1 tRNA gene and 2 rRNA genes are annotated in these 1,210 nt (G+C 46.6%); all 3 read right to left on the bottom strand.

From position 1 onward, the window contains the following. Positions 1–756: ribosomal RNA gene (locus AB0912_RS35925) — 23S ribosomal RNA — on the bottom strand; the annotation flags it as partial. A gap of 138 nt (positions 757–894) precedes the next feature. Further along, positions 895–967 (bottom strand) — tRNA-Ala (locus tag AB0912_RS35920). Positions 968–1,060: 93 nt separating this feature from the next. Then, positions 1,061–1,210 (bottom strand): 16S ribosomal RNA (locus tag AB0912_RS35915); the annotation flags it as partial.

The following is a 1,210-nucleotide window of genomic DNA, read 5'->3' as shown; positions in this document are numbered from 1 at the left end:
GCGTCTTACCACACCTTCACCCTGCTCATGGATAGGTCACTAGGTTTCGGGTCTACATCATGATACTAAGTCGCCCTATTCAGACTCGGTTTCCCTACGGCTCCGCCTCTTCAACTTAACCTCGCATCATAACGTAACTCGCCGGTTCATTCTACAAAAGGCACGCTCTCACCCATTAACGGGCTCGAACTTCTTGTAGGCACACGGTTTCAGGTGCTATTTCACTCCCCTCTCGGGGTTCTTTTCACCTTTCCCTCACGGTACTGGTTCACTATCGGTCACTAAGGAGTATTTAGGGTTGGGAGATGGTCCTCCCGGATTCAAACTGGATTTCGCGTGTCCAGCCCTACTCAGGATACTGCTAGGTATAAGCGCTATTTCGTCTACGGGATTATTACCCTCTTTGATTAACCTTCCCAGGTTATTCGACTATAATGCTTAAGTCCACGTTGCAGTCCTACAACCCCAAGAAGCAAGCTTCTTGGTTTGCCCTTCTTCGCGTTCGCTCGCCGCTACTTACGAAATCGTTTTTACTTTCTCTTCCTGCAGGTACTTAGATGTTTCAGTTCTCTGCGTTACCTTTACATGAGCTATGTATTCACTCATGAATAACTGCTAGTAGCAGCTGGGTTTCCCCATTCGGAGACCTAGGGATCAATGCGTACTTACTGCTCCCCCTAGAATATCGTCGTTAGTCACGTCCTTCATCGGCTCTTAGTGCCAAGGCATCCACCGTGCGCCCTTATTAACTTTGCCATGATGATTTATAATCATCGTTTTTCAAGTATAAGTTTGTAAATTCTTTAAAATTCACAGCTTTTGGTTTATTTATCGTTATTAGATATTGTTATTTAGTTTTCAATGTTCAAGTGATTTTAACGTCTTGTCTGACAATGGAGCCTAGCGGGATCGAACCGCTGACCTCCTGCGTGCAAAGCAGGCGCTCTCCCAGCTGAGCTAAGGCCCCACAATCAAGAATTTGATTCTTGCTTAGGTTTATCACTAAACCCCTCAAAACTGAATAAAGTTGAATGCTCACGTCTTTGTATATATTCCTTAGAAAGGAGGTGATCCAGCCGCACCTTCCGATACGGCTACCTTGTTACGACTTCACCCCAGTCATCGGTCTTACCTTAGGAAGCGCCCTCCTTGCGGTTAGGCAACCTACTTCGGGTACTCCCAACTCCCGTGGTGTGACGGGCGGTGTGTA

This window comes from Streptomyces sp. NPDC007084 (assembly GCF_040703595.1).
In the GTDB taxonomy this organism is placed as follows: Bacteria; Actinomycetota; Actinomycetes; order Streptomycetales; family Streptomycetaceae; genus Streptomyces.
The sequence above is the reverse complement of the archived record's forward strand: the minus strand, read 5'-3'. Positions and strand labels throughout refer to the sequence as shown.